General features: G+C 45.6%; 12 protein-coding genes. 6 read left to right on the forward strand and 6 right to left on the reverse strand.

Annotated features, from left to right (window positions below; all coding sequences use genetic code 11):
• Both Q0323_RS02595 and Q0323_RS02600 read left to right on the forward strand, forming a co-directional pair.
• Positions 1 to 594 (forward strand): hypothetical protein, encoded by a 594-nt coding sequence (locus Q0323_RS02595; protein ID WP_298051195.1) that lies wholly within the window; start codon positions 1 to 3, stop codon positions 592 to 594.
• Complete coding sequence (locus Q0323_RS02600; RefSeq protein ID WP_298051198.1) at positions 591 to 1388, forward strand: YgcG family protein; 798 nt, start codon at positions 591 to 593, stop codon at positions 1386 to 1388. The genes Q0323_RS02595 and Q0323_RS02600 overlap by 4 nt, the downstream gene beginning before the upstream one ends.
• A gap of 78 nt (positions 1389 to 1466) precedes the next feature.
• Here Q0323_RS02600 and Q0323_RS02605 read toward each other — a convergent pair whose 3' ends face one another.
• Both Q0323_RS02605 and Q0323_RS02610 read right to left on the reverse strand, forming a co-directional pair.
• Positions 1467 to 1649, reverse strand: a complete 183-nt coding sequence (locus Q0323_RS02605) for a hypothetical protein (protein ID WP_298051201.1) — start codon at positions 1647 to 1649, stop codon at positions 1467 to 1469.
• Positions 1646 to 1906, reverse strand: coding sequence for a hypothetical protein (locus Q0323_RS02610; RefSeq protein ID WP_298051203.1), 261 nt, complete (start codon positions 1904 to 1906; stop codon positions 1646 to 1648). Before Q0323_RS02610 ends, Q0323_RS02605 begins: the two co-directional genes overlap by 4 nt.
• A gap of 729 nt (positions 1907 to 2635) precedes the next feature.
• On the opposite strand from Q0323_RS02610, the gene Q0323_RS02615 reads away from it, so the two are divergent.
• The 3 genes from Q0323_RS02615 to Q0323_RS02625 all read left to right on the forward strand — a co-directional run bounded on the left by Q0323_RS02615 (position 2636) and on the right by Q0323_RS02625 (position 7430).
• Positions 2636 to 3565, forward strand: a complete 930-nt coding sequence (locus Q0323_RS02615) for a ribose-phosphate pyrophosphokinase (RefSeq protein WP_005873085.1) — start codon at positions 2636 to 2638, stop codon at positions 3563 to 3565.
• An 863-nt stretch (positions 3566 to 4428) separates the two neighbouring features.
• Positions 4429 to 6261: a TonB-dependent receptor gene (locus Q0323_RS02620; RefSeq protein ID WP_298051316.1), complete on the forward strand. Its 1833-nt coding sequence runs from the start codon at positions 4429 to 4431 to the stop codon at positions 6259 to 6261.
• A 32-nt stretch (positions 6262 to 6293) separates the two neighbouring features.
• Complete coding sequence (locus Q0323_RS02625; RefSeq protein WP_298051206.1) at positions 6294 to 7430, forward strand: PepSY domain-containing protein; 1137 nt, start codon at positions 6294 to 6296, stop codon at positions 7428 to 7430.
• 388 nt (positions 7431 to 7818) lie between these two features.
• On the opposite strand, the gene Q0323_RS02630 is transcribed toward Q0323_RS02625, so the two are convergent.
• Positions 7819 to 8337 (reverse strand): hypothetical protein, encoded by a 519-nt coding sequence (locus tag Q0323_RS02630; protein ID WP_298051208.1) that lies wholly within the window; start codon positions 8335 to 8337, stop codon positions 7819 to 7821.
• Between the two features lie 218 nt (positions 8338 to 8555).
• Here Q0323_RS02630 and Q0323_RS02635 point away from each other — a divergent pair, with 218 nt between their 5' ends.
• The gene (locus Q0323_RS02635; protein ID WP_298051210.1) at positions 8556 to 9299 is read left to right on the forward strand and encodes a hypothetical protein; all 744 of its coding nucleotides are present in this window, start codon (positions 8556 to 8558) and stop codon (positions 9297 to 9299) included.
• Positions 9300 to 9549: 250 nt separating this feature from the next.
• Here Q0323_RS02635 and Q0323_RS02640 read toward each other — a convergent pair whose 3' ends face one another.
• The 3 genes from Q0323_RS02640 to Q0323_RS02650 form a co-directional block, all read right to left on the reverse strand.
• A complete protein-coding gene (locus Q0323_RS02640; RefSeq protein WP_298051213.1) occupies positions 9550 to 10215 on the reverse strand; it encodes a DUF6882 domain-containing protein in 666 nt (221 codons plus the stop codon).
• Positions 10216 to 10821: 606 nt separating this feature from the next.
• Positions 10822 to 12618 (reverse strand): translation elongation factor 4, encoded by a 1797-nt coding sequence (gene lepA, locus Q0323_RS02645; protein ID WP_298051216.1) that lies wholly within the window; start codon positions 12616 to 12618, stop codon positions 10822 to 10824.
• A 662-nt stretch (positions 12619 to 13280) separates the two neighbouring features.
• Positions 13281 to 18485 carry a hypothetical protein gene (locus Q0323_RS02650; protein WP_298051217.1) on the reverse strand — a complete coding sequence of 1735 codons (5205 nt, stop codon included), beginning with the start codon at positions 18483 to 18485 and terminating at the stop codon, positions 13281 to 13283.
• Between the last annotated feature and the right edge of the window lie 1252 nt (positions 18486 to 19737).

The raw sequence follows: 19737 nt of genomic DNA on the forward strand, positions 1-19737 counted from the left end.
ATGCTAAGCGAGCAGTGCAAGCAAAAAATCCACGAGCTAATCACGAAAGCCGAAGCTGCAAGCGGTGCGCAGATCGTCTGCGTGGTCGCGCGCGAAGCAAGCGAGGACTGCGAAGCTAGCTATGGCGCGGCGGCAGTGACGGCGTTTGTGATTGGCATCGTTATGTGCTTCGTGCCGCAAATAAGCAAAGCTGAGCTACTGCAAATCGTAGCGCTCAGCTTCATAGCGATTAAAGCTCTGCTAGCTAAATGCCCCACGCTTTTAACTCTAATCACGCCTAAATCTCGCAGACTTCGGCTCTCGGGCGAGTTTGCGATGCAAAAATTTTACGAGCGCTACGGTAGCGTAAAAGAAGCGATAATGTTTTGCGTATGCGTCCGCGAACGCTGCGCTCATATCATCTGCGGCGCGCGAGCGGCGGAGTTTATCTCTAAGGGCGAGTTTGAACGTATCACGACGGAATTTAACCCCAGCACGCAAGGCCTTGAGCCTGCTGTTTTAAAGGCGATGGACGCGCTGTGCGAGCTAGCTATGCGAGTGCCTAAAGATAGCGAAAATAACGATATAGAAGAGACCTTGGTGGAGCTGCAATGAGAGTGGCTTGGAGATTTGCTTTTGCCCTAATGGCGCTATTTGCAATAAGCCTCGCCGCACCTAGCGAGTATCTAGCCCATCCAAACGGCACCGCCGTAATTGATGAGGCTGGTATTTTACGCCCAGCCGCAAGAGAGAGTCTGAATGAAATTTTAATGACTTTCGATAAAAATTCCACAAACCAGATCATGCTCGTAAGCCTAAAATCGCTCGGTGGCTACTCTATCGAGGAAATCGGCGTAGAGCAGGCGCGCGCTCTTGGTATCGGGCAAAAAGGGCGCGACAACGGCGTACTGCTGCTCGTCGCTCCGCACGAGCATAAAGTGCGTATCGAGGTCGGATACGGGCTAGAGGGCGTGCTAACCGATATGCGCGCCAAGCGTATCATCAGCAATAAAATTCTGCCCTATTTTAGGCAGGGGGATTACGAAAGTGGCGTCATTAGCGGGATTTCGGCGATCATTAGCACGATCGAAGGCGGCGATATAAAATTTGATCCGCTTAACGCCAACGCGCAGCAGGATCCGAGCAACAAGGACTTTGCGATCTTTATGGTACTTTTTGCGGTCTTGCTTTTCGCGATACTAAGCCGCCGCGTGACGCGCCGCAGAAGAAGCGACGAAGATATAATCTCGAGTGCAGACATCATAAGCGAAATCGCGCGCTCATCGCGCATGAGAGGCGGCTCATCCGGGGATTTTGGCAGATTTGGAGGAAATGGCGGTTTTAGCGGAGGCGGCTTCAGTGGGGGCGGCGGAAGCTTCGGCGGAGGCGGTGCTAGCGGAAGCTGGTAGCCACAGAAATTTTATCAAAATTCCAAATCGTAGAATTTTGTATAAATTTTAAAATTTCAGAATTTCTAAATTCGGCTGCTAGTATAGAAAAAACAGCACGAACGGCTTGTCGTTGCCCTCGATCTTTAGCGTGCGCTCGGAGGGGTCGAACTTGGAAGCAAGCGAGGTGCCGTCGCTGCTTAGATGGTGCTTCCATCCGTCGCAGCCTGAGAGTAGCAGCGCGAACACGGCGGCAGCAACTTTTAAATTTAAAAATTTCATAATCTAAAATCCGTCCTTAAATCTGCTTTTAAAACTGCTAAATTTGTTTTTAAATTTGCGTTTGAAATTTTAAAATTTACGGCGCGATCCCTACTAGAATTTATGTCACGATCCGCGCTGAGGCGTATATCGTAATAATCTATGCTTGGGTTCATGCCATGACCCTTGACGAGATTTATGTCATACTCCGCACTAGAATTTATATCGCGGTATGCATTGAAATTTATGTCGCGATCTATTATCGAGGCGTATGCCATAACCCACGCCGTAATCTGTGCTGAAGCGTATATCGCGACTCGTGCTGTAATCTGTGCTAAAAGTAAAATCTATATGGCGCGACCTGCCTCGCAATTCGTACTCATAGCGTTTCGGCTTTTAAAATTTAAGCGGTAAAGGCAATATATAAATTTACGCGGCGAATGGAGCTTACCCGATAAATTTTAAAATTTCGCGGCGCACAATCAAGCTATAAAGAGCAAGCTTTAAATTTTCACCAAAGCAAAGCACATTTTAAATTTAACCGCCCAAGAAATATAAAATTTATGCGCCGCGGCAGCCTAAATTTAGCGCGCCGCAAAGTATTCGCGCAGTCTGCCCTGTGCAAGCTCAAATCTAAATTTAAACGCGCGCTCACTATGATTCCAAAGATAAAATTTTGCCTGTCTGTATCGCAAATATAAAATTTCGCGCTCATCGGCACCCTGCCCTTCGAAATAAGGTTTTGGCCGTATCCGCGCAGATACTAGCGAGAAAACGCAGGCTCCGATAACCTGCGCGCGTATCGGTTACAATCCGCAGTTAAATTTCGCCATGGTAAGACCGCGGCAAGCCGAGCCACCCTGAAATTTTAAAGAATTTATCTCGCAAGCGTGCGGCGGTCCGCAATGCTCGCTTATAAATTTTACGCAAGTGCGGCGGGCGAATTAGCTAAAATTTAGCGCTTTTGGTGTAGAATTCGAGCAAATTTCAATCCAAAGGTCATCAAAATGCGCGGATATAAAATTTTCTCCGGCACCGCAAATCCCGAATTTGCCAAAAAAATCTCCAAATATCTCTCGCTGCCGCTTAGCGAGTGCGCGATCAAAACCTTCAGCGACGGCGAAATCAGCGTCCAGATCGGTGAGAGCGTGCGCGGCAAGGACGTCTTCGTCATCCAACCGACATGCGCGCCCGCAAACTCCAATCTGATGGAGCTTCTGATCCTAACCGACGCGCTGAAACGCTCCAGCGCGAACTCGATCACGGCGGTCGTGCCCTACTTCGGCTACGCTCGCCAAGACCGCAAGGCAGCCCCGCGCGTACCGATCAGCGCGAAGCTCGTGGCAAATATGATGCAGACGGCGGGGATCGACCGCGTCGTCACGATGGATCTGCACGCGGGGCAGATACAGGGCTTTTTCGACGTGCCGGTCGATAACCTCTACGGCTCGCTGATATTTTTGGATTATCTGAAAGAGAAAAATTTAAAAAATCCGATCATCGCTAGCCCCGACGTTGGCGGCGTCGCGCGCGCCAGAAGCTTCGCCAAAAAGCTCTCGCTCGATCTCGTCATCGTCGATAAGCGCCGCGAGGAGGCGAACAAAAGCGAAGTGATGAATATCATCGGTGACGTCGCGGGCAAGGACGTGATCCTAATCGACGATATGATCGACACCGCGGGCACCATCGTCAAGGCTGCGGGCGCGTTTAAGGAACAGGGCGCGAAGAGCGTCAGCGCGTTTTGTACGCACGCCGTGCTGAGCGGCCCGGCATACGAGCGCATCGAAAGCGGCGCGCTAGACGGCCTCGTCGTGACCGACACGATCCCGCTAAAGCAGGAAAGCGACCGCATCAAGGTAATCAGCGTCGCTCCGCTTTTCGGCGAGGTCATCAGGCGCGTATATCACGACGAGAGCGTAAACAGCTTATTCAAATAAAATTTTAAAATTTAAGCGTTGTGCGGTTTGTTTTAGACAGCCGCAGGAATGCGAACAATAGGCATCTTATAATAAAAGATCGCGGCTCAGCCTAAGTCAAGCGCTTACGGCGGCGGGCTCTAAATTTATAGCATTTGAGCTCGTTGCGATTTGACTATTGTCGATTTAACTGCGATGCAAAATTAGCTTCTAGGCGGCGAATTCAATTTATGCGCGGCATTTACTCCGCGCGGCGGAAAATTTAACTACAATCGCAGAGCAAATTTGCCGCATTAGCCGCTGCAAGCCGCATTTTAACGCTTGAAAAATTAGTATTAAAAATACGCTGCTTTAAATTCGCCGTAAAAATTTAATTGCCGTTCGCTTCTGTGCGCATCGGCTACGCTTCGCAAAGTCTCATTAAATTTCTCTGCAAAAACCCACGGCGCACACTAATGACAGATATCCCGAGCTCACTGCATTTAAATTTTGATATTTACAACGCGGCGTAAATTTTTAAAGCTCATTGCGCCTTTAAATTTATCATTCGCTCCTTAAACCGCCAAGAGCAAATAAAATTTTATTCATCAATGCCTATAACTAGCGATTGCACAGGAGAATAAAATATGCTTGATAGCGATAACGCCTTTTAATATTTCATAAATATTTAATCTTTTCGGAGCTATAATTTCGTCCGTGAATTTCATTCGCAAAATTTTATCAAAAGGACATAATAATGCGTAGTTTGCATTTATCACTCGTGGCAGTTTCGGTTTTAACCGCACAACTATGGGGGGGGGCAAGAGGCCGATTTAGGAGAGATCGTCGTAAGCGCCACCGCCTTTGAGCAAGATATCAAAGAAGCGCCGGCATCGATCTCGGTAATATCTCAAAAAGAGACCGAAAAGAGAAATCACAAAGACGTAGCCGACATCGTAAAGGATATACCAGGCGTATATTCCGCGCCTAGATTTAGCTCAATGAAGGGCAAAAGCGATATCAGAATGCGTGGTATGGATTCAAAATATACTAAAATTTTAATCGACGGTCGTCCTGTTTCCAGCGAGAGCGCATTTCCGGGTTTCGGCTCGCAAGGAAGCATCCAAAGCTTCATCCCGCCCGCAAATGCTATAGAGCGCGTGGAAGTAATCCGCGGACCGATGAGCTCTCTATACGGTACCGACGCTATGGGCGGCGTGATAAACATCATCACCAAGGGCTTTTCTAATGAACCTAGCGCCAATATAAACGGCTACTACGACATCGCGCAGCACAAAGACATAGGCAATGGCTACTCTACTGGATTTTATGCAAGCGGCGCGATAGTGCCAGACGCACTCGGAATTTCGCTTTACGGGCGATATTTTCATAAATTTGAAGACGCCAAAGACTACGGCAATCCAAAAGACGCGGATAAGAATTTCGGCGCGAAGCTTATGTATAAGCCTACCGAGAACGACGATCTCGCGCTTGATTACAAACACACTAAAAACTTGACCTCAAGAACTCTAGGCAAAACGGCGTATCTAGGATATAACACTCACGAAGACGACAAAGACGATCAAATTTCGCTCTCGCATAGCGGAAGATACGATAAATTTCTAACCGATACCTATCTATCGCACGAGGTTACAAAAACCTTTTCCGATCAAGCCGCAAGCGACATCAGGCTAAGATCTACGATATTTAATACTCAAGGCTCGTATCTTTTTGACTCAAATACCTTAACGCTCGGCGCGCAGTATCGCCACGAAAAACTGGATTCATCACAAAATGAGCCGGGCTTTAACGATGATGCGCATCTAAAAAGATGGGATGTGTCGGTATTTGGAGAGGATAATTTTTATGTCACAGACGCGCTTGCACTGACCGCGGGCCTAAGATACAACTACGACAAGGACTACGGCGGACACTTTGCGCCGCGCGGCTACATCGTTTATCATCTAAATGAAAATTTATCGTTTAAGGGAGGCGTATCGGCGGGCTATACGACGCCTAATATCGACGATAGATCCGAAGGGCTAAAAATTCCGATAAATCACGGACGCGGTATCAGACTGGGACGAAGTAGCCTCAAGCCCGAAACTAGCGTAAATTACGAGATCGGAACGATGTATGACAATAACGATAATCTAAGCCTTTCGGCGACCGTTTTTCACACCGACTTCAAAGACAAGATCGATAGCGTCGTAAGGTGCGGCGGCTGGGGATCGGGAGCGGATTTTAATAATCCCGCTACTTGGACATGCGTCTATCAAGGCAAGACCTATTTTGGAATTTATGAAAACGTAAATATCGGCAGAGCCTCCATAGACGGACTTGAGCTTAGCGGCGAGTGGAAAATTTTATCAAATTTAGCATTTCACGCAAACTATACCTATGCTAAATCAAAACAAAAATCAGGCGAAAACGAGGGCAAAGCGCTGACCGACACCCCGCGCTATATGATAAAAACGGGACTTGATTACGACTTTAATAGCGATCTGAGCTTCTGGACGCAGGTAAATTATATAAGCAGGGTAAAAAATGGCGTATATGTAAACACTAAGGGCTACGCCGTCACCGATGTCGGGACTAACTATAAAATCACGAAAAACGCTAGCGTAAATTTTAGCGTATATAACGTATTTAACGAAAGAGTAATAGACGATAAACCGACCAGGGCCCTCATAGCTGAGGGTCGTAAATTTCAGCTCGGCTTCAACGTAAATTTTTAATTCGAGCAAAATTTAAAGATGAAATTTGAACGATGAGGAGAGTTTTAAAGAAAAACTTTTGGTTCAACGTCCATTTAATTTTGTCTCTGCTTTGTGCACTACCGCTGCTCGTAGTCGTCCTATCGGGCTGTTTCATCTCGTATCACGATGAAATTTTTGACGCGATTAACGAGCGGCAGTCTTTCGCCGTCCAAAAAGATGTACCTCGCCTAAAAATTTCTGAAATTTTAAAAATTTTCGGCGAGAAGCAAAGCAGCTTCACGCCGGAGCTAATCGGCATAAAAGACGGCGGCGCAAGCATCGAAGTCGCGGGCAAAGACGGCAAAGGACGAGCAAGAGCGTATTTTTTGAGCCCTTATGACGGACAAATCGTCGGCGAGAACTATGAAGAGAGGATAATGAACGTTGTGCTAAGCCTACATACAAATCTAGGCTTTGAGCTTGCCTTTGGCGAGGGGGCTCGCGAGATCGGCAGGCAAATCGTGGCACTTAGCACGCTAGGGCTCATTTTGCTTTTGCTAAGCGGGATTTTGATCTATTATCCGTTTTTTAGATGCAAGCTCACAAAAGCGCTGAAGATCAACTTCAAAACTCGCGGCTACGCGCTGCTTTATCAGATCCACGGATGCACGGGCATCTATGCGGCTGCAATACTTTTTGCTATAAGCGCGAGCGGGCTATATTTTTCTTATGACTGGTTAGCAAGACTAACGAATAAAATTTTGGGCGAGGAGCAAATTTACAAAGCTGAAAAATTTGAACCTAGACAAAAGTTGGGGTTTAAGGATGCAGGCAAACTGCAAGAGATCGATGCTGTGTTTGAAATTTTTACCCGAAAGCATGGCGAAAATTTTAAATTTTTTAACATAATGCTTAATCCGAAAGACGGAGTATATAGCGCGATATACGGGATTGCGAGTGACGAGAGCGATGAATTTAATAGGATCGCGATCAATGCTACGAGCGGCGAAATTTTAAGGGATGTTAAATTTGCCGATATGAAAGCGCAAATGCCGCGTTTTGTGACGATACGCACGGCGGTTTTAGATATTCATTCGGGCGAAATTTTTGGGCAGATCGGCAAGCTTATATTTTGCCTAGCTTCGATTTCATTTTTGTTTTTAGCCGCGAGCGGTTTTTGGATGAGCTTAAAAAGGCTTATAAGATAGATTACGCAAAACACGCAGTACTCTACATAAAGACTTTGCAAAAGAGGCTACGCTCATAGCCTATAAACAAGTGCTTTGTACCGCAGAATTTCAAATTTATAGCATTTAAGATTTGGTTATAACGCAGAATTTGACTGCGAGGAAGCAGAATTTTCCTCAGCAAGGCTACCATCTGCAATTTCAATTGATTTCTTAATTGCTACGAAACTGCACTTTAATTTACCGCGCAGGTTTGCAGCTGTTTTTTTAAAATTCCGCGATTTAGAAGTTCACAAGGCATCAAAAACTATTTATGATGGTTTAGATCATGCGAACCGCCACATACGCCCGCCAGTCGTGTTTTAAAATTTTACTGTAGTTTAGTTTGCAATGCAAAGCCCTTGAGCCACTAAAAGCTCTTTATGATCTCCATTAAATGCTTGACAAGAGCCGTAATTGCGGCATTTTCATAGCTATCATCCGTATTTTGTAACGCTATGGTTTTCATATTGCCGAAAAATCCCGGATCGTAATGCTCGATGTCATTTTGCACGTAGCTTCTTAAAATTTGGCCGTTTCTTACCAGTTTAACCTCATAGATAAACTCTATGCCACCGATTCTATCGCTAGGAAACGGAGTAGCTTCACCCGTAAAGCCCCTGTGGTGCTTTATTGTAATTTTAAGCTCGTCGGTAGAGTTTTGATCCAGTAGGTTCGCCTCTTTTAGCGCCGCTAAAAGCTGCTCGTTGTACTTTTTCTCGACCGCTTCCGGCGGTTGATAGACAAATTTTTTCGGATTATGGTTTTGGATGTGGTAGTAGGTAATGCCTTTGAATTTATACGCGCTTGCGATTGGTACTTTCGGTTGAGACTGCCCGCAACCGACAAAAAATAGCGCCGCAAGAAGCAAAGCAAAAAATTTTTTCATTTTTTCTCCTTTAAAATTTTGTGCAATTATATAAAAACGGGGTTTAGCACGGGCTAAATTTCAATTCCTTTAAATTTGAAATCCATTGAAATTTCAAAGCCTCTTCAAATTTAAAATTTAATCCGAATTTGATCTGAAATTTTATAAAATTCCGCTGTTTTAAACGGGCTTTAAAAGCGCGCGCAAGCTGTTCTGAAAGCCCGAAAGGAAGGAAGCTAATGCCTACTTTTAGCACCAAAGACTACAAAGCCGCCCTTCGCAGCCGCGGCGCACGAACCACGAGCACAGGCGGATTTAGCGTCAAAAACGATAACTCCTTCATCGTGATCTTCGTCATTGCGATGATGGCTTTTATATTTTTTTACGGCATGTCGGCAGGGCTCGATTTAGATAAAATTTTTTTAGGAAACGGTCACGGACGCGGTGGAGGCGGGATTTTAGGACTTTTGATCGCCGGCGTAGCTTGGTATCAAGGGCGCGATGGCGGCGGGCTGTTTAAATTTAACGACTACGCGATTACCTTCGTTTCAAACGAGCGCAAAAGCGAAATTCTGCTCTTTAACATCGACTACGTTAGGCTCACTCCAGGCTTTTTGCGCACCTGCACCAGCTACACGGCGCTTAGCCACTCCCGCTACGTAAAACACGAGCGACTCTTTAAATTCGGGATCGGATCGATCATCGTGCTATGGCTAGTGGGTATCGCCATGAGCGAGCGCGTGGGGATGGCGTTCGCGATAATGGTCGTGGGCGTCGTGATCTTTTTCTTCGCCAAGGCACTCTCGTCGTGGCGGCTAAACGGCGACTTTCACGATATCTTGCTGCGCGACACCGTGCTGATCCGCGGCAAAGATCTGAACGACCGCGTGCTGTGGTTTGCGATCACGCCCGGTCGCAACGACCGCCGCAGGTTGCGCGCCTACCTCAAAGAGCATCTTGATTTCGACATCGACGGCGGCTAATTTTGATTTAAATTTAGAGATTTGGCGTAAATTTAGCGGCAGAATTTTGCAACGTAAAATTTTAAGAGGATTTCGCACGGCGGAATTTTGCGATCTAAATTTTACCGAGCAAAATTCTAAGGCTGAAAATTTTAAGATATAAAATTTACGAAGCAGAATTTCGCGGCGTAAATTTCAAAGCCATAAATGCACGGCGTGATATTTGCAGCCTTATACGGCGAACTCCACCTCGCTTAGCCGCCCCAAATTATCACGAAAAGAGTGCGTCATTTTTAAAATTTGCTACGATCTTGCCCGCCGCTTCGCTAAATTTCGTGCCGTTTCTAAGTAAAAGCGCCTTAATAAAAACGGCGTGATTTAACTGAAATGCGCCTATATAATCGCGCGCCAAAGAGATGAGATCGCTTGCGTCCATACCGGGCTTGATCGTGCCATCGGAGCTCACGCACTCGCCTGCCGCAAACTCCACAAACACCGCTCCGCCGGCGTGCGGACAGCGGTAGTAGATTACGAGCTCCTGCGATAATCCGCATGCGATCGTGCTTAGAGCGTGGCCGTTTATCTCCGCGCTTAGTGCGAGCTTAGGCGTGCTAAGCTCCTCTAGCCCGTGCCGCAAGCCGAAGTCGCGCACATCTCGCGCAAGGGTAAGTAGCCGCTCACCTAGGCGATTTATATTTTCGTATCCCCACAGCCACGTGCGGCTGCTGCTCGCTTCGCCGCTGCCGATATACCAGATAGCGCGCGGCGCATCATCGCCGAAACTGATCTCACCGCGCTCAAAATCCACAAACCGATGCCTGCCCTTTACGATCAGCTTCGAACCCGCCTCCCGCATCACTACGCCGCAGCCTAAACATGCCGAAAACAGATCAATAAAACTGCTCCTATCCACGCCCAAGCGGTCTAAAAATTTCATTTTTCTCCTTTGATATCGCGCCGATAAATTTAGCGCTTTTGTGGGATTTACGCTTCGCCCTCTTATACGCCGCTTTGCTATAAAACATTCGCGCTATGAAATTTCACGCGACGCGCAGGAAAATTTAATCAAATTTTATAAAGTCGCAGCGGGTAAAATTTCATAGCGGGCGCCGCCCGGATAGAATTTTGCAGGAGGCGACGGGCGCGGCGAGTGCAACTGTAGGAGATGACGGGCGCGACCGCAATGATCGGCTGGCGGACATAAAATTTAAACCGCTCGCGGAATTTTAAATTTGAAAGGCAAAATTTTAGCCTAACGGCATGCGGCAAAATTCTACGACCGAGCAGCGAGCGCTAGAGCTTAAAGCGGCGCAAAATGGGTGCGCAGCAGCGAATGTATCAGCTTGGGCACGAGCGATAGAGCTCAAAACGCCGTGCAGTCATAAAATTTAAATCATCTCTTAAGATCCTTAAATTTAAAGACGAAATTTCATACCAAACGACGAGCCGCTAAATTTAAACACCCGAGCGATCGTCAAAATTTAAAATCAAATTTTACGGCCGCGCGGCAAAAGATGAAATTTAGATTGCCCGCATACTAAATTTAATCGATCTTCAGCACGCTCAAAAACGCCTCGCTCGGCAGATTTACCTTGCCGATCGCCTTCATACGCTTCTTGCCCTCTTTTTGCTTTTCGAGCAGCTTGCGCTTGCGCGTGATGTCGCCGCCGTAGCACTTGGCGGTCACGTTTTTACCCATGGCGCGGACGTTTTCGCGAGCGATGATCTTGTTGCCGATGCTTGCCTGGATCGCGACCTCAAAAAGCTGCCGCGGCACGATCTCCTTCATCGCTTTGACGAGGTCGCGCCCCTTGGATTCGGCCTTTGAGGCGGGTACGATGATCGAAAGCGCATCGACCGCTTCGCCGGCGACGCGGATGTCGAGCTTTACGAGATCGCCGCGCCTATAATCGATCGGCTCGTAATCAAAGCTCGCATAGCCCTTGGTGCAGGATTTAAGCTTGTCGTAAAAGTCCATTATGATCTCGTTTGTCGGCACGTCGTATTCGAGCAGGACGCGCTCCGGCGTGATGTAGTCCATCTTGGTTTGGACGCCGCGGCGCAAATTTAAAAGGCTGATGAGATTGCCCAAAAACTCGCTCGGGGTGATGATGGTCGCCCTGACGTAGGGCTCCTCGATACGCTCGATGAAATTTGGCGCGGGAAGCTCGCTGGGGCTGTGTATCCGCACGCACGAGCCGTCCGTGAGATACACGGCGTATGTGACGGTCGGCGCCGTGGCGATGAGATCGAGATCAAACTCGCGCTCGAGCCGCTCCTTCACGACCTCCATATGCAGTAGCCCCAAAAACCCGACGCGAAAGCCGAATCCTAGCGCGAGCGACGTCTCGGGCTCGTAGCTAAGCGAGCTGTCGTTTAAGCTGAGCTTGTCCAAAGCGTCGCGCAGATCTTCAAATTTATCGGTCTGCACGGGATAGATGCCCGCAAACACGAAGGGCTTTGCCTTCTCAAATCCGCCCACCGGCGCGGCAGCGCGTTTTTTAAAAAGCGTGATCGTATCGCCCACCTGCACGTCGGCGACGTTTTTTAGCCCCATTACTACGATGCCCACTTCGCCGCTGCTAAGCTCGCGGGTTTTAGCGGGCGCAAGCGGGTTGGGATACATAAGATCAAGCACCTCGTGGCGGTTCTCGCTACCCATAATATAGACCTCGTCGCCCTTTTTCAGCACGCCGTCGTATAGCCTCGCAAGCGCGAGCGCGCCTAGGTAGTTATCAAACCAGCTGTCGTAGATTAGCGCCTTAAGCGGCGCGTCGTCGTCCGTTTTGGGTGCGGGGATGCGAGTGATTATCGCCTCTAAGAGCTCCTTGATGCCCGCGCCCGTTTTGGCGCTGACCTCGATCGCACTGCTACAATCAAGCCCGATGACGTGCTCGATCTCCTCTTTTACGCGCTGCGGATCGGCGGCGGGCAGATCGATTTTATTGAGCACGGGGATGATTTCGAGGTTGTGCTGCAGCGCGATATAGACGTTTGCGATGGTCTGCGCCTGCACGCCCTGGCTCGCGTCCACGACGAGGATCGCCCCCTCGCAGCTAGCCAGCGAGCGCGAGACCTCATAGCTGAAATCCACGTGGCCAGGGGTGTCGATCAAATTTAAAACGTATTTCTCGCCGCCGAGCTCATACTCGAGCCGCACGGACTGCGCCTTGATCGTGATGCCGCGCTCCTTTTCGATATCCATCGTATCCATGATCTGGCTGCTCATCTGGCGCGCCTCGACGGCGTTGCACTCGCTAATCAGGCGGTCTGCGAGCGTGGATTTGCCATGGTCGATATGCGCGATGATGCTGAAATTTCTGATATTTTTTGTTTTCAAGTGGCTTTCCCTGATGAAATTTTAAGCCGCATTGTGCCGAAATTTCATTTAAAAACGGGTAAATGGGCGAATGGAGGAATGGAATTTATGAGGCGAAATTTATAAGGCGGCTCTAGGCGGATTGGAATTTTACGAAATAAAATTTTGAAGGATAGAGGGAATACGGGCGACTTTGAGTGATATGCTTTTAAGCATTATTGGCAATGCGCTTTGTCGCGGTAGGATTTTAGGATGAGGATTGAAAGGCGTAATTTTACAAAGCGGAATTCTGCAGCTATGTTTGGGGCAGAAAAATTCTGAGTGATGAAATTTTACGGCAAATTTTACGCGATCGCGAACGCAAAGCTTGCTATGCTAACAAGCGAGAATTTCGTGCGGTAAAATTTAACTGCAAAATTTTGCTTTGGAATTCTGCTGCTTAAAATTAGTGCGTAAAATTATATATCATTACGACGCGCAAATCTTAGTAAGTAAAATTTGTCGTCAAGTTTGCAGCGAAATTTCGCAATTTAAAATTCCAAAAAATTTATTTCATGGAATTTTTAGGAAAAAATTTGCAAAGCAGAATTTTGAAAGATCTATCGCCAAGAAAACCAAAATTCCGCCCATAAAAAAAGGCTAGCCCGAAGGCTAGCCTTTGCATTGCGAACTTAACACTAACGCTACCAATCGGTCTTTTGATTGTAGATATCGCGAATGTCGCCCGTACCTAGCTTGTTAGTTGAAGTATCGCTAGTGCTATTATCCGATGTGCTGCCGCCAGCGAATGATCCTACGTCGTCTTCCGTACCGGACTTGACTTGACCCTCGCCGCCCCAGACTGTAGGTCTAACAGCTCTTACATTTACAGTAAGAGGATTGAAATACTGTGGCACACCAGGGAACCTGCTAGAGTAAGCTCCAGTAGTAGGAGGTACGGTAAACATAGTTCTCTGATTTTCAGCAGGCGTATGGATAAGCCATGGGTTAGTTTCAATACGTATCCTAGCCTGACCTGGTACAGTAGCCTGGATAGCTATATCTTCCTTGCCGCCGCTTACTACATTACCCCTGCGAACAGTTACGCCAGTAGGTGTAAAGCTAGTATAAGCGCTTACGAATTCTGCTCCTATATTATTTAGGGTAGCCCTAGTATTTACTACGAACTTCGTAAAATCAGTTAGGCTATGATCTTGAGCCGCTAGCACGGTAAATATATTCGAGCCAGGGGCTTCATAAGCAAGTTCTGCGCTAGGAGCAGGCATATTCGCGCACCTATCGGTTCTACCGCAATAGATCTGCGTATAAATAGGTACGGTTACCCCGGTTCTGGTAGTAGCCTGATACACCCTGGATCCTAGGCTCTTGTCATACGACGTACCATAGACAAATAGTGCGTAAGTGCCTACGTTATCGCTAAAGTCTATAACGGTTTTACCTGTTGCATAGGTCTTACTATTGGAATTAGCAGCGGCTATATAAGCAGCTTTGCTTGCAGCTCCGGTTTCGCTAACCTTTCTAGTGATGAAAGCATTAAAGTTCTCTTGGGATAACTTTATATCATCCTTCTTATATTGCTCCGAAGTTATATCCGAGATAGCATTGTATGATTTATCAAATTTTGACGGCCAAAAATTTTCGGCGATACTAATCGTGCCATTTCCGATATTAAAGTCACTAGCGTAGATAAGCACCGGAGTGCTAGGGGTTTTATGCATCCTAGCGAAATTAAAATATACAGTTGAACCAGGGGTCTGCCCCTCTCTAAATCCTTGTGCTAAAATCCTGAAATCCGTTGATTTAGAATCGTACTTAATTCCTGTGCCGTCTTTTGGTCTATTAATAAGTCCGCCTACTAATGAAGCGTCGGAGTAGTAATTAAGCGCTATTCCAAGCGGTATAGGCAAGCCGTAACCCGTATCGGCAGCAGAAGCAGCTTCCTCCCACCCTCCGGTAACAGTTGGACTTAGGGTCCTTGCGTTATATGTATAGCATCTGCTATCATAACCCGTAGAGCCTAGGCACTCGTTAGAATTCTTAGCGAAAAACTGTGTACCACCACGAATATTGTAAACAACGGTAGGTCTATTAGGATATGGCACGTAATTTGTATCTCCGCCGGTCTTGCTAGCGGTAGCTGTGGAGCAACGCCCATCGGCACTATTGCTAGCGCAATCAAATCCAAAATTTAGCGCAAAATCAAGATCGCTCGAAAATCCGCACACGGCTTGAGGAGTGCCGCCAACATCCTGCTTATATCCGTCATAAAGCGTAGCGATGACATCCTTATAAACTTTGTCAGATAGATACGCCACGGCATTGACTTTAAGTTTGGCAAGCTGGCTTATCTGACGCGTTACAGCTAAATTCTGTGCGGGATCTTCACCTGGATATACTACGACATTATTCTCAATATACGGATCATTAAAATATGTATATGCAGATGTTCCGCCCGTGATATTATTATCACCTACGCCGCTTGTTATACCATTATCAAGGCTTACGAGCGATACTCTGATGCGATCCGGCTTGTAACGCAATACGATATTGTCGTTTATCGCTTTATCTTTATTAGCAGCAATTCTCATGCCGACGTCGCAGCCTACCATACCTTTAGCGTCCGGAGTATTGCTAGATGAATTGATAATACATTTAGCGCTCTTCCACTTTTTAGAGTATGTCTGATCGGAGTAGGCATCCGTCCATGAGTTATCATAGACGTTTACCAGTACATCACCGACATTATAGTAGTTAAAAATTTTATCGGCATTTGCACCTAATCCTTCAGTATAAATAACGGCATTTTCTTTATCTTTATCCACAGAAGCTTTTCTAGACTGAGTCATCAAATATGCGCCTTGAGCATTGCCTTTGCCGCTGAATTTCGCTACACCTCCAGTCTCTACGATATCTCTAGCATTAAAATCCGCCCATAAGCTTACGGCATTTTTATCCCATACTCTTCTATACGATGCGTCGAATTTTGAGCTTGTACCATTTAACACGCACGAAACATCATCACTCTTGCCAAAAGAGCCCTTTTTGATAGCCGATGGATCGATCTCATATTTGCCTGTCTCGGCATTATATTTAGCACCGGAATACTCTACTGCAGTACCGCCGTAGCAGCCGTCTTGCTTTACACCGCGTTTTAATGTAGTGGTGGCTGTTTTTCTATCAACATAGTAGGATTGGGTATCTACATTAGCCACACATTCATTAGATATGAATGGGCGCAAGTAAGTCTGGATGCCACGGATCTTAGTCGATATATCTTGAGTATCGTCGGAATCCGTACCATAACTTTTACGTAGATGATAGCGCTGATTACCTAGATCGCCGCCGATTCTTGCAGTATAGTTAGGTACGCCATTATCGCTATAACTTCTAGCTGATATTACGTGTGCCAAAATATCTGCGTTCTGCTCATAGTCCCCACCCACGCGAAGTTCGGTAGGATTATAAACATCGGTACTAACGCCTTTTTTAGTTATATCGCCACTAGCGGTAGTATCTACGATCTTGCTATATTTACCGGAATTATTTAGCGCATCGGTATCTACTTTGAAATATGCAGGGCGAAGCACGAAGTTATCGCTACCACATATATGGAATGAGCCGTCTTTTGACATTTTAATTCCGAACTCATTGCTAGCCGTATCTATACTATTTTTAAGCTCATCCAGCTTCTTTTGTATAATATTATCCCAGATATCCTTCTTTTGTTCCGCAGTCAGACTTTTATTGCACCAATCAAAATCTTCATTGGCTTCACAATACCCGTATTGCTTCTTAAGCTCCCATTTTTTAAGCTCTAAATAGTAAGCCTTAGGATCCTCACTGTTTAAGTCCTTATCTTTTATATACTTATCTAAATCGGATCTCGAGGTAGCTTGCTCGTCAGGACGATAACCAAGCATAAACGTAAGACCTTGATACGCATCACCTATCTCTATATTATTTAGAGTTAAAATGCTCTTGTTTTTAAAATCTAATTCCTTATCTACAGAATAGGAATCGCCATTTAGCTTAAACGGAATTTTTAAGGTATCAGTTACTGATCGGCATGCATAAACTACGCTATTTTTCTTATCATCCTCACTGACTTTGTCTGACGTAGTAGCAGCATTTTTTGCCCTGATGACGGACAAATATAATTTTCCTCCCAAGCCAAATTTCTCAAGCTTTCTATCCTTGCTACCGATATATACGAGCTTACCTGTATTAGGATCTTTTTTAAAGTAAGGAGAATTCGCAGCCGCACCGATATAATCTGTACATTTACCGGTTTTATCATCATAAGACTTACAATATTGGCTCTCGTAATCTGGTCTAAAGATGAGTTTTGCATCAAAAGGCTTATCGGAGATTTGAGTATATAGCCTATCATCGTCGTCGCTATTACTAAAATTCTTATTTACTACTTGCAAACCACTTAGCGGCTGGATATCAACACTTTTAGAAACCTTCGTTGCATCGCATAGCTCAAGTTCAGAGGCACTATCCATATCTAGGACGACTCGCTGACCGCCGCCGATATCTAGACTCATCTTGTAGCTTAATGTCACGGCAGGAGCTTGAAGAATTTTTGCACCGGTATTAACGGTAGCGTTAAACTCACCATACGCCGCTTTACCTGGTCTCATTAGACCGCCCACCGGAGTAGTCGTGCCAGCTTTTATCTCTCCTGCACCCTCGCCGATATAGAATTTTAAGACATTATTATCTAGCGTCGTAAATTGCCTATCATTATAGATAGGATCCGTAACATTTGGGGTGCCGCCATTTATGACATCTTTCATCGTCTTATATGCACCCTTTTGACCATCGCGTAGATAGACCAGCTTCTCTGCAGCCGCTGCAGGTATGGTATTTGTAGTGGTAGTGATAGGATCGTTTATGGCTAGTTCATTATTTATAGTAGAACTATCTTTGGTATAGGCAGCGCCTGCCTGAGCAAAATCGATTGACACTACTGCACCTACAGCATCCTCGCTATTACCACCATTTAGTCTGTTTTCGAATTTCATTCTATAGTAGATATGCTCGCCCGCAACTACTGGATTTTTGATCTGCTCTGGCTTATTGTCATCAATCTCAGTCTTACTATATCTGCTACCGATAACTTTGCCATTCTGCGGATCTTCATCTTTAGTTCTAAAAAATTTTACCCAGTTAGCGGCATTATATACCTCATACTGATAGCATAGTTGAGGAACATACAGATCTACTGATATTGCTATCATACTTATAAAGTTTTGATCGGATTGGTTGTTTGTTGAGTTATACGTACCGCCCAGTTCCAACTTTATACTTGATTGCCCGTAGCCCATTTTATCGCTTATATCAAATTCATCTAAATCCACGGCGGCTGCCTGATCCGTTCCCTCGTAATGCTTACCTCTTAGGATTTCCGGTATCGCAGCATATCCACCATTTTCGCTTCTTAGCCTCATAATGGTACCGCCGAATATATTAGAATACCATTCGCTTCCGATCTGAGCCAATGCGTTTATTCCATTAGACCAAGCGGCATTAGGAGTATATAAAGTATCCATTTTACCGCCCGCTTTTTTATTCTCTACTCTAAAAAATTCCTTCGTCTTATCATTGCCGCTCATTTCAGGTCCAAGTTTCGCCTCACCACCAAAACCTAAAAAACTAAGCTTAGCATTAACGCGACCGCTCCTAGGAGTGTAAAAGCCTTTTAACTCGGCTTTTACGTTTATAGATTCATTTGCGCCTGCCCAAGGTGTAATAGCTATAAAATCACCATATACGGTTACATTTTTAGGTTTGTAATAATCGTTTTTAAATTTTGCAGCCTCTGCGTAAGTAAACGGTTTCGCTACACCTACAGGATTAGCAGGGCTTTGTAAATCTGCCATTAGCTTATTTCTAGAGTCCAAGGTCTTATCATATACTATGATTACACCCCAGCCACCCCACATACCAAGTCGAATATTTTTTAGCTCACCGTTAATAAGTGCCGCGCCAGCATTGTCCCTACCATCGCTGGCTACTATGTTTCCTACGGTAAAATCTATACTATCAGAGTAATCAACAAAGTTTGCCTTCACTTTATCCGTAATATCTGCAAAGCAGCCGTATTCCAAACGCATCTCTACCTTCCGAGGGTTAGGAAGATTTCTATAGCTAGCATTCTCCCTATAGTTCCAGCCGGCTACGCCGTTACATCTATCCCTTGGGATATCTATAGGAGCGGTACTTGTTGCACTTTTTGAGCTTTTCATTCTAAGCTTAGCCCATTTATACCATTTGGCAAACTTAACTCCATCGCCATTTCCTACGTATTTATCCCATCCCTCATTAATAAGCTCTCTTGCCTCTCTTACGTTGCCTTGCCAATATAAAGCCGCAAAAACAATATCGTCTTTAGTGATGCCCTTAGGTAGTTTTAGAGTCGATTTGGAGCTATTTAGATAAAAGGCGCCCGCCGAAGTATCTGGATCCTCTTTTAAATAATGACCGTTTGCGCCAGCTATAAAGTTTTTATCCACTCCTTTTGTAACTCCGTCCCAATCAAAACTAAGCACTGTATTTCCAGCTACGGCATAGTCTCCAAATACATAGGTACCGGGACCGCCAAATCTAACTACAGGGGTTTGATTTTTCCAATCTCGAATACCACTAAAATTCCATGTTCCACAATGTTTATGACCGGCGCCATCTCCACATTCACCGCTTGAATACCAATACCAATGCGGATCACTACTATTGATCACGCCACTATCAGGGTATTCCCAAGGATCTATAACGGCGGGATTGATCTTAATATTGGGCCTATTATCCGCAAAGGCCCCCGCCACGAAACAAAACAACAGCGCCAAGATAGGCGCAAAGCTAAAACTCTTAACTTTCATGATACTACCCTCCGGTCAATAACATAATTTTTAGCTACTATTTTACATTTTTTTTGCTTAAATTTTATACGGATATGGAACAAATATAAATAAATTTTAAAGAATTTCTAAAAAAAGATTTTATAAGATGTGGTTTTATTTATCTTGAGCTACATTAAAAAATAATATAACAACAAATAAACAACGACTCTCAAACAATAAAAGGCGCGAGAATTCCGCGCCTTAAAATTCTAAAATTCTAAAATTCTAAAATTCT

The sequence above is a fragment of the uncultured Campylobacter sp. genome, from assembly GCF_938030145.1.
Lineage (GTDB): Bacteria > Campylobacterota > Campylobacteria > Campylobacterales > Campylobacteraceae > Campylobacter_B.

Coding starts and splice junctions, on each gene's coding strand:
- Q0323_RS02595 (WP_298051195.1), top strand. CDS start 1: ATGCTAAGCGAGCAGTGCAAGCAAAAAATCCACGAGCTAATCACGAAA.
- Q0323_RS02600 (WP_298051198.1), top strand. CDS start 591: ATGAGAGTGGCTTGGAGATTTGCTTTTGCCCTAATGGCGCTATTTGCA.
- Q0323_RS02605 (WP_298051201.1), bottom strand. CDS start 1,649: ATGAAATTTTTAAATTTAAAAGTTGCTGCCGCCGTGTTCGCGCTGCTA.
- Q0323_RS02610 (WP_298051203.1), bottom strand. CDS start 1,906: ATGGCATACGCCTCGATAATAGATCGCGACATAAATTTCAATGCATAC.
- Q0323_RS02615 (WP_005873085.1), top strand. CDS start 2,636: ATGCGCGGATATAAAATTTTCTCCGGCACCGCAAATCCCGAATTTGCC.
- Q0323_RS02625 (WP_298051206.1), top strand. CDS start 6,294: ATGAGGAGAGTTTTAAAGAAAAACTTTTGGTTCAACGTCCATTTAATT.
- Q0323_RS02630 (WP_298051208.1), bottom strand. CDS start 8,337: ATGAAAAAATTTTTTGCTTTGCTTCTTGCGGCGCTATTTTTTGTCGGT.
- Q0323_RS02635 (WP_298051210.1), top strand. CDS start 8,556: ATGCCTACTTTTAGCACCAAAGACTACAAAGCCGCCCTTCGCAGCCGC.
- Q0323_RS02640 (WP_298051213.1), bottom strand. CDS start 10,215: ATGAAATTTTTAGACCGCTTGGGCGTGGATAGGAGCAGTTTTATTGAT.
- Q0323_RS02650 (WP_298051217.1), bottom strand. CDS start 18,485: ATGGCAGATTTACAAAGCCCTGCTAATCCTGTAGGTGTAGCGAAACCG.